The sequence below is a fragment of the Streptococcus ratti FA-1 = DSM 20564 genome (assembly GCF_000286075.1).
GTDB classification, from domain to species: Bacteria; Bacillota; Bacilli; order Lactobacillales; family Streptococcaceae; genus Streptococcus; species Streptococcus ratti.
Map to the genome: position 1 here is coordinate 126,709 of NZ_AJTZ01000006.1, position 7,883 is coordinate 134,591.

The following is a 7,883-nucleotide window of genomic DNA, read 5'->3' on the forward strand; positions in this document are numbered from 1 at the left end:
TTAGACAAAAATATTAGTGAAAGGATTTGGTTCTGTACTGAACAGGACTAAGTCCTTTTAATTTTGCCTTGATTCGTTTGTTGTTGTAGTAAAAAATATAATCAGTAATAGCTTGTTCTAAGTGATCCAGCGATTTAAACGTTTTCTCCAATCCATAAAACATCTCAGATTTCAGTGTTCCAAAGAAGGATTCCATCATACCATTGTCAGGACTATTCCCCTTTCGAGACATGGACGGACGTATGCCTTTACTGTCAAGAAAACGATGGTAGGCCTCATGTTGGTATTGCCAGCCTTGGTCACTATGGACAATGGTGCCTTGATAAGATTCTTCAGGGAATGCCTTCTCAAGCATAATCTTGACCTGCATGAGGTTGGGCGAACGGGACAAGGTAAAGTCAATAATTTCGCTGTTATAGCCGTCAAGGACGGGAGACAGATAAAGTTTTTCAGAGCAATTTGGTAAAACGAATTCGGTCACATCTGTATAACACTTCTCAAAGGGCTTCGAGCCCTCGAAGGCCCTGTTAATCAGATTAGGAGCTTTCTTGCCCACGTCACCCTTGTAAGACTTGTATGTCTTTACGCTTACGACTACGGGCAGATAGGCCTAACTCCTGCATGAGACGCTGCACCTTCTTATGATTAATGGCATAGCCACGATTGCGCAGTTCTAAATGAATCCTACGGTAACCATAATTTCCCTTATGCTCCTCGAAGATAGCCCAGATTTCATCTTTTAGAGCCTTGTCCTTATCCTCTTTAACCAGCTGTTTAAGTTGGTAATAGTAGGTAGCACGGGGCAGTTTAGCCGTTTTTAGCAGCAGGTCTAGTCGGAATCCTCCATCAACCATTTCTCTAACTGTTTCTGCCTTTCGCGCGCTAAGGCTTCGTCTCTCAGGCGCAATTCCCTCAACTTTTTTAGGTAGGCATTCTCCGTTCTAAGCCGTTCATTTTCTTCTTGAAGTCGCTCCAGCTCCGTCATCTCTTCCCAGGTCTTCTTTGGTTTACGCCCCATCTTTGGCGGCCTCCTTCTTGCTTTCTCAAAAATAGTATACCCGTTTTTCTTGTATTGCGCTATCCAATTGGGAAGAGTGCCTTGATTTGGAAGAGCATAATCAAGAGCTACTTGATTGAGAGACTGACCCTCCATCAGAACTTTATCAATCATTTCTTGCTTTAATTCTGGAGAATAATAGGTATTTTTCCCTTTCCTGACAATGTCAATTCCATACTTGTCAATCAGTCTAATCAGATATTGGAGAACAGATTTTGAAACACTAAACTGTTCTGACAAAGACTTGATGCTCTCACCATTTTGCCGTAGCTCATAGATGTTGACTTTATCTTCATAACTCAATTTCATAAAAATAACACCCCAAAAGTTAGATTTTTCTGTCTAACTTTTGGGGTGCAGTTCAACATCTGCGAGCCCCTTTTTTGCAGGAACATCGCAAAGTCTCAGCCTTTTTCCAAAAAATTCACTTAAGCAAGCTGTCTTAATTATCGCAGGCAGACAGCAAGGCATTTGCTTGGTTGGACAGTTCTGCTAATTTTTCTTCTGAAACTTCAAGGATTCCAGTTTCCCAAGCTTCTGGATTAATCGGAACGCCTGTTAGCTGATCAACCAAATTCATTCGGATAAAGGGCAGCAAAGAGCGATAATCTTTAAAAACTTCTTCCGATGATACACCATTTGCCACAGACGAAACGGTTACTACTTTATCCTGAAGAACTGAAGGGCCTGTCGGATTTGACAAATCAAGGGCGCGTGACAGCCAATCAAGTAAATTTTTAACCACACCTGGAATAGCGTAATTGTAAACCGGTGAAAAAATCCAGATGGCATCCGCTTCTTGGATTTCTTCACGGGCGTGAGCAACTTCCGGGTGCACCGGCATCTCTAAATCCTGATTAAACAGGGGAACACGCTCGTAATCTAAATAAGAAACATGGGCCCTGTCCCCGATAATTTCTTCTGCTTTTTTAGCTAATTGACGATTGAATGATCCTTCACTAAATGAACCAACAATGAATAGAATTCTCTTTGACATAATGTCTCCTTAAAAATTTAATTTATAACTAGATAGCAGTAATAAACTATCTTTGTTTTCTACAATGACTGCTTGTTCTTAAAGATTTTTAAATTTTTTCAGCAGGTCAATCAGAATCAGCTGCTCTTCTTTGGTCATGACTGAAAAGGACTTTTCTACCATAGCAATATGTTCAGGCAAAGCCTTTTGAATCAGCTGTCTGCCATTCTCAGTCAAGCCAACAAGCCGAGCACGCTTGTCTTTTGGATCGGGCTTGTGGTAAATCCAGCCATTGCGCTCCATATTTTTAATAACGACTGTCATATTGCCAGATGTCGCCAATATAGAAGAGATCAAGTGGCTGATTGTCATTTCTCCCTTAGCATACAAAACATCCAAAACAGCAAACTGTGTCGGTGTCAGACCATTATCCTTATAGCTAGGAGCAACTTGGGCATCAATTGTTCGCATGGCTTTGCGAAAAACAACCATAGCCTTGACTGCGGGATTCTTATCTAAATCACCCATATAACTCCTCCTATGATTAGTATCCCTCTTATTTTACTACTAATTAGTGCTATTGGCAAGAAAAATCTCCTGCTTTTAATCACTGTCTCCCTTCATCCTGCCAGAAATCCCTTGCTCGTAAAAACTAGCTGTCGATAACAAAACACCGGAACAAGTATATTCCGGTGTTACAGAGAGTTTAGAAAATGTCGTCAAAAAGTGATAATTGATTGTCTTCTGGCATATTGCCAAGTATGCCCATCTCACTCATCTTCTCAACCAAGGTAGATGACAAACCGCCGCGTTTGCGCAGTTCAGTTTTGGAAAGAAACTCTCCCTCACTGCGAGCCTTAACAATCTGTCTAGCAACGTTTTCACCCAAACCTTCCAAGGCTACAAAAGGCGGTATTAAAGTGTCACCGTCAATAAGAAATTCAGTTGCTTCGCTTCGATACAAATCTAGCTGTCCAAATTTAAAGCCGCGCTCCAGCATTTCATTGACGATTTCCAGAGTTGTGAAAAGGTCAATTTCAACATTGGAAGCTTCATTGTTGCGCCTTTTCTGACTGATATCAGCCATCCGAGCCTTAACAGCACCCAGACCGGCACTCATGGTCTTGAGCTCAAAGGCTTTGGCACGGATTGAGAAGTAGGCACAGTAATAGTAGATAGGGTGATGGACCTTGAAATAAGCAACACGCAGAGCCATCAATACATAAGCTGCTGCATGGGCCTTGGGGAACATGTACTTGATTTTTCCGCAGGATTCAATGTACCAGTCAGGAACATTGTTTTCACGCATAGCTGCAATATAGCCCTTGCGCTCTTCCTCAGAAATTTTCAACCAGGCACCCTTACGCACACGCTCCATAATAGTAAAGGCCATCTTAGGTTCTAAACCTGCGTGCATGAGGTAAACCATGATATCATCCCGACAGCCGATAACCGTTGACAGCGTCGCAATCCCCTGCTTAATCAGATCCTGAGCATTTCCCAGCCAGACGTCTGTCCCGTGGGAGAGTCCTGAGAGCTGCAGAAGCTCTGCAAAAGTTGTAGGGTGGGTTTCATCAACCATGCCACGGACAAAGTTAGTTCCAAATTCAGGGATTCCTAACATTCCAGTCGGTGTTCCAATCTGCTCCTCAGTTACTCCTAAAACTTCTGTCCCGGAGAACAGTTTCATGACGTCTGGATCATCAGCAGGAATTTCTTTAGGGTCAATGCCGGACAAATCCTGTAACTTCCGAATCATGGTCGGGTCATCATGGCCCAGCACATCAAGCTTAAGGACATTCTCATCAATATCGTGGAAGTTAAAGTGGGTTGTCTGCCATTCAGCCGTCAAATCATCAGCAGGATACTGCACGGGTGTGAAATCATAAACATCCATATAATTAGGGATAACAACAATTCCTCCCGGGTGCTGACCAGTGGTCCGCTTTACACCGGCTGAGCCCTGAGCCAATCTATCCACCTCAGCATCGCGGTAAAATTTCCCGTAATCCCGCTCATAGCCCTTAACAAAACCATAAGCTGTTCTGTCGGCAACAGTACCTACAGTACCTGCACGAAAGGCATAGTCTTCACCAAAAATATCGCGGACATCCAAATGAGCGCTTGGCTGATCATCGCCGGAGAAATTCAAATCAATATCAGGGACCTTATCCCCGTCAAAACCTAGGAAGGTCTCAAAAGGAATATCCTGACCGTCTTTTTGATATTTGTGACCGCACTCAGGACAATTCTTATCCGGCAAGTCATAGCCAGAGCCTACAGATCCGTCTGTAATAAATTCTGAGTTCTTGCAGTTCGGGCAGACATAATGAGGCGGCATAGGATTAACCTCTGTAATCCCAATCATGGTTGCCACGAAACTTGAGCCAACAGACCCCCGCGAGCCAACCAAATACCCACGTTGATTAGAGCGTTCTACCAGCATTTGCGAAGCTAGATAAATCACCGCAAAGCCGTTCCCCAAAATCGAAGTCAATTCCTTTTCAATACGCAGATCAATAATGTCAGGCAGAGGATCACCATAGATTTCAAAGGCTTTTTCATAGGTCATCTCAGCAACTTTTTCCTCGGCATTTTCAATAAACGGAGTATAAAGATCCCCCTTAACGACCTCAATGTCTTCAAAACGCTCTGCCATGTCATTAGGATTTTTTATGACAATCTCGCGCGCCAGCTCTTCTCCCAAAAAGGCAAAGTCATCCAGCATTTCATTTGTCGTTCGAAAATGTGCCTTGGGCAAAGGAGCCGGCTGAGCATTTTCGCCGCGGCCGATCGGACGGTTAATCATAGCTCCCTGCCCCAGACTCCTGACGATAATTTCACGGTAAATGCTCTCTTCCGGTTCCAAATAATGAACATCACCTGTCGCCAGAACCGGCTTATCCAAACGCCGTCCAACTTCAATCAGGTCTTTAATAATCTGTTCAAGTCCTGCTTCATCTTTAATCAATTCACGGGCCAAAAGGGGCTCATAGAGAGCAGGCGGCATAACCTCAATAAAATCATAGTACTTAGCCACTTCAACAGCGGCATCAATCCCATTTGATAAGACCGCATCAAAGACTTCACCATCTGAGCAGGCTGTCCCCAATAGCAGACCTTCACGATACTCATCAAGCACGGTTCTTGGTATTCTGGCCACACCGGAAAAATACGTTACGTGAGATAGACTGACCAGTTTAAAAAGATTTTTCAGGCCCTTTTGATTGAGCACATAAATAGTAGCATGCTTAACACGAGCTTTCTTGTAAGAATCATCATCAACAATCTTGGTATTCAGGTCCAAAAGATTGCTAACACCATGCTTTTCCTTAGCCTCCTGAAGGAAAATAAAGAGCAGGCGGCCCGTTGCCTCCGCATCATAATTAGCCATGTGATGGTGTTCCAAAGAGATTTGAAAACGTTTCGTTAAAGGTCCTAAACCATGGCGCTTGTATTCAGGATAAAGATTGCGAGCAAGCTCTAAGGTATCAATAACAGGCTGCGTAATCGTCGGCAAACCATTGCGCTCATAATTTGCATTCATAAAGCCAACGTCAAAGGTTGCATTGTGGGCAACTAAAACTGTGTCCTGACAAAAGTCCTGAAATTCCTGCAAAACTTGCAGAAGCGGCTTTGCTCCCTTAACATGCTGGTCAGTAATCCCAGTCAAGTCAGTTGTAAATTGACTGAGAGGGTATCCTGGATCGATAAATTCATCAAACTGCTCAACAATATTTCCCTTATACATCTTAGATGCAGCAATTTGGATTAAATCATTATTGACAGCTGAAAGCCCTGTTGTTTCCACATCAAAAACAACATAGGTCGCCTCGTTCATGTCCAGATCAATCTCGTTATAAGTGATAGGCACACGATCCTCGACAAGATTTGCTTCTAAGCCAAACAAAACCTTGATACCATTCTTTTTGCCTGCGTGATAACCATGGGGAAAGCTCTGCACATTAGCATGGTCAGTAATAGCTACTGCCTTATGGCCAAACTGAGCAGCCTTGGATACTAACTGCTCAACAGTTGGCAAAGCATCCATGGTTGACATATTCGTGTGAGCGTGAAACTCAACACGCTTTTCTCCTTCAGGCATCAGATCCTTGCGCTCTTGGTGGACAATGGTCTTGACATTTTGCACATTCATGGTCAAAGCCTTTGTAAAGGGATTATTTTCAATATTCCCGCGTACCCGCAGCCAAGACCCCTTGGTAATCATCTCATACTTTTTAAGTTCTTCATCATCTTTTACCCATTTTTGCATAGGAAAGCTGGAAGTATAATCGGTCATTTTAAAATTGATGATGTGACGGCCGGTTCTTGTTGTTTTGCGTTCAACATCAAAGACCATCCCTTCAAATGTAATGCGATTTTCTTCTGTCTCAACTTCAGCCATGGGCGTAATATCCGCTTTATCAAAAGCCTTTTGCCGCTCTTTGATGCGTTCTTTAAAATCATAAACAGGTTTAGGAGACTCTTCAGCAGGTGGCATAGACGCTTCCAAAGATTTCTGAACCTGTAAAGCTTCTTGACTGGCCTTTTGAAGCTGCTGCTCACGGGAAGCCTCAAAATGAGTTTTGAGTTCCTGAGTCATTGCCTGATCAGAAATAATATCAAAATTCAGCTGCCCAAAGCCAAAGCGCTCAAATTGTTGTTCAAGTTTAGGCAGATGATTTTGACGAAAATGATTATTATTGACAAACTGCGGTGCAGCAATAAGTACCTTATCCCCATCATAAGAGACCTCTAAATGAGCAAAGGAACTCTTAAAACTGGCGCTGCTGCAAGAAGCATGCTCGAAAGCTTCCCGATAATAAGCCTGCAAAAGCTCGTCAGAAAAATCAGGATTTTTCACCTCAATGTCAAAAACAGCCTTAATATCAGCCTTTTCAAAGCTAGAAACAAGACGGTTCGATAATTCCTGATAGAGATCAATCGGCAAGATAGCGTCAAAGGAAAAGTGAAAATCCCAGACTCTGCTCTCAGGCCAGACTTTGACTTCCACAATATCGGCAGACGAAAAAGCCCTTGAAGTTTTCATTTCAAGCGGCATTTCAATCTGATCCATCAGTTTTTTAAACATTTCTGACATATCAATTCCTCACAATTACTATTTCTATTCTATCATAATTCAAAACTATTGACGAGACAAAAGTCAAAACTCCTGTCCAAGTGATGAAACAACCATTAGACCCGGAACTATTAACTATCCACTAAAATTTTCGCATAAAGATAGTCAAAGGCTTATCAAAGTTTATGGACATACAATGATAAAACAGCAGTTAAAACATTCAAAAACGCAGAGAAATCATAAAAGAAGTCATTTGGGAGAAAAAATGAGACAGAGGGCAGAATTCATCAAGAAAGCATTGAAAAAACCCAGTAGAATAAACTTTCTACTGAGCTAGTACTATACCGGCGGCCGGGGTCGAACCGGCACGTCCTTGCGGACACTGGATTTTGAGTCCAGCGCGTCTGCCAATTCCGCCACGCCGGCAAATAAACTGGGGTAGCTGGATTCGAACCAGCGCGTCAGGGAGTCAAAGTCCCTTGCCTTACCGCTTGGCTATACCCCAATAATAGGCGAGTGATGGGGATCGAACCCACGCATGCCAGAGCCACAATCTGGTGTGTTAACCACTTCACCACACCCGCCAAAATACTATGGAACACGGGCAGTAGGAATTGAACCCACACTGAAGGTTTTGGAGACCTTAGTTCTACCTTTAAACTATGCCCGTAGTATGGAAGGGGAGGGATTCGAACCCCCGAACCCGAAGGAGCGGATTTACAGTCCGCCGCGTTTAGCCTCTTCGCTACCCTTCCAAAAATTATATACTA

At 43.1% G+C, this 7,883-nt stretch carries 3 protein-coding genes, 5 tRNA genes and 1 pseudogene; all 9 read right to left on the reverse strand.

All coding sequences use genetic code 11. The annotated features are described in order from the left end of the window. Positions 1 to 13 precede the first annotated feature (13 nt). Positions 14 to 1,366, reverse strand: a pseudogene (locus tag SRA_RS10075) (IS3 family transposase). Positions 1,367 to 1,499: 133 nt separating this feature from the next. After that, positions 1,500 to 2,054, reverse strand: coding sequence for an NADPH-dependent FMN reductase (locus SRA_RS09805; protein ID WP_003090418.1), 555 nt, complete (start codon positions 2,052 to 2,054; stop codon positions 1,500 to 1,502). A gap of 78 nt (positions 2,055 to 2,132) precedes the next feature. Next, positions 2,133 to 2,561 carry a MarR family winged helix-turn-helix transcriptional regulator gene (locus SRA_RS09810; protein WP_003090420.1) on the reverse strand — a complete coding sequence of 143 codons (429 nt, stop codon included), beginning with the start codon at positions 2,559 to 2,561 and terminating at the stop codon, positions 2,133 to 2,135. 178 nt (positions 2,562 to 2,739) lie between these two features. Further along, positions 2,740 to 7,134, reverse strand: a complete 4,395-nt coding sequence (locus SRA_RS09815; protein ID WP_003090422.1) for a PolC-type DNA polymerase III — start codon at positions 7,132 to 7,134, stop codon at positions 2,740 to 2,742. Positions 7,135 to 7,455: 321 nt separating this feature from the next. Next, a tRNA-Leu gene (locus SRA_RS09820) sits at positions 7,456 to 7,539 on the reverse strand. Positions 7,540 to 7,546: 7 nt separating this feature from the next. Next, positions 7,547 to 7,618: transfer RNA gene (locus SRA_RS09825), tRNA-Gln, on the reverse strand. A 6-nt stretch (positions 7,619 to 7,624) separates the two neighbouring features. Next, positions 7,625 to 7,697, reverse strand: a tRNA-His gene (locus SRA_RS09830). A 15-nt stretch (positions 7,698 to 7,712) separates the two neighbouring features. Then, positions 7,713 to 7,783: transfer RNA gene (locus SRA_RS09835), tRNA-Trp, on the reverse strand. Positions 7,784 to 7,787: 4 nt separating this feature from the next. Then, positions 7,788 to 7,868, reverse strand: a tRNA-Tyr gene (locus SRA_RS09840). Between the last annotated feature and the right edge of the window lie 15 nt (positions 7,869 to 7,883).

What these genes read in the sequence shown, in the direction of transcription:
- SRA_RS09805 (WP_003090418.1), bottom strand. Translation starts at nt 2,054, where the DNA reads ATGTCAAAGAGAATTCTATTCATTGTTGGTTCATTTAGTGAAGGATCA.
- SRA_RS09810 (WP_003090420.1), bottom strand. Translation starts at nt 2,561, where the DNA reads ATGGGTGATTTAGATAAGAATCCCGCAGTCAAGGCTATGGTTGTTTTT.
- SRA_RS09815 (WP_003090422.1), bottom strand. Translation starts at nt 7,134, where the DNA reads ATGTCAGAAATGTTTAAAAAACTGATGGATCAGATTGAAATGCCGCTT.